The organism is Streptomyces sp. NPDC049577, from assembly GCF_040675635.1.
Lineage (GTDB): Bacteria > Actinomycetota > Actinomycetes > Streptomycetales > Streptomycetaceae > Streptomyces.
The window spans coordinates 1-1,399 of record NZ_JBFAPH010000628.1 but is presented as its reverse complement, the minus strand read 5'-3'; the positions used below and the strand labels follow the sequence as shown (position 1 = coordinate 1,399).

The 1,399-nt window shown below is 75.9% G+C and carries 2 protein-coding genes; one reads left to right on the top strand and one right to left on the bottom strand.

The annotated features are described in order from the left end of the window. Nucleotides 1-173: 173 nt before the first annotated feature. On the top strand, nucleotides 174-608 hold the full coding sequence (locus AB0K09_RS33375; protein WP_366069135.1) for a hypothetical protein: 435 nt from the start codon (nucleotides 174-176) through the stop codon (nucleotides 606-608). 235 nt (nucleotides 609-843) lie between these two features. Here the strand turns inward: AB0K09_RS33375 and AB0K09_RS33370 are convergent. Then, a partial coding sequence (locus AB0K09_RS33370; protein ID WP_366069134.1) for a 4'-phosphopantetheinyl transferase superfamily protein occupies nucleotides 844-1,399 on the bottom strand: 556 nt, incomplete at its 5' end.

Here is a 1,399-nt window from a genome sequence, read left to right as displayed (position 1 = left end):
ACCGGGGGCGCCTCCTCGAAGCGCCCCTGACCAGGCAGCCGACGAGCGGAGGCAGGGCCGTTCGCGGTGTTTTCGCCCGCCCGGGCGACAACGGCGGAAAGTGGTGCGGACAGGCTCCCGCCGGCACGGCAGCGTGTGCGGTGTCCACCACCGAGACGGAAGAGGAGGACCGTATGCGCATCCCGAGGACCGCCGCCTGCCTGGCCGTCCCCCTGGCCCTGGGCCTCGGCCCGGCCGCGGCCGCGCAGGCACCGGCACCGGCGTCGGCGCCGCGCGCCGCCGCGACCGTCACGCTGACGAACTCGGACAACGGCCGCGTCGTCCACGTCCGGACCGACGACACCGTCACGGTCCGGCTCAGCGGCTCGCGCGCGCGGGGCGTCACCTGGGTGTGGAGCACGCCGACGGCGGCGGACCCCGCGCTGCTGGGCGTCATCACGGCGAACAGGTCGCCGGGCGGCGACGCGACGGCGGAGTTCCGCGCGAGGCGGGCCGGCACGACGGACGTCAACGCCTACCGGGCGTGCCGCCCGGACCCGGGCCGGGTGTGCGCCCAGGTGGTCTTCCCGTGGAAGGCCACGATCGTCGTCGAGAACGGCCGTCGCTAGCAGCTGTCCGCCCGAGCCAGCAGTGCCCTCGCATGCCTTGCCGCGGCGTCATCCCCGTGCGGGTACCGCTGCAGCACCATCTCCACGGGCGGTTCGGTGGTCTCAAGGAGGTGGGTGGCCGCATGAGTACCACCAGTGAGTCGCCGGACGGTCCGTGCCGGAGTGGCGGAACCCGCGACCTCCGCAGCCCAGGACAGCGCTTCAAGGGGTGGTTCGGTTCGCTCCGCGGCCACCGTCAGCGCGCGGCCACGGCGATGGCCGCCGCGTGGCCCGGGCCCGCCTCGACGTCCGTCAGGGTCCAGCCGTCCGGCGCGGCCGGTAGCGGGCCGGAGCCGACGTAGGTGACGGAGGGGCTCTCGGACAGGCCCGTGCCCGTGCCCTTGAGGTAGGCCTCCTTGCGGGTCCAGCAGCGGGAGAAGGCGGCCGGGCGGTCGCCCTCGGCGAGCGCGTCGAGTTCCGCGATCTCCCGGGGGTGCAGCAGGCGCGAGACCTCCGCGACGACGGACGCCGGCTGCCGGGCCTCCACGTCCGCGCCGACCGGCGTGTCGGCGAAGGCGAACAGCGCCAGGTCGCCGGCGTGCGAGAGGTTGAAGTGCAGCGGGGCGCCGGCCACCGCCGGGCGGCCGTGGGGCTCGCCGCAGCCGGGGCACGGTTCGCGCATCAGCTCGACGTCGGCGGGACCGATGCCCAGGTACGCGCCGAGCAGCCGGCGCAGTCCGAGATGGGCGGCCACATACCGCTCGCGGTGCGCGTCCCGCACGAAGGCGGCCGCGCGGGCACGCTCCTCGGCG

Excerpts from the sequence above, each read along its gene's own strand:
- AB0K09_RS33375 (WP_366069135.1), top strand. The coding sequence starts at position 174 with ATGCGCATCCCGAGGACCGCCGCCTGCCTGGCCGTCCCCCTGGCCCTG.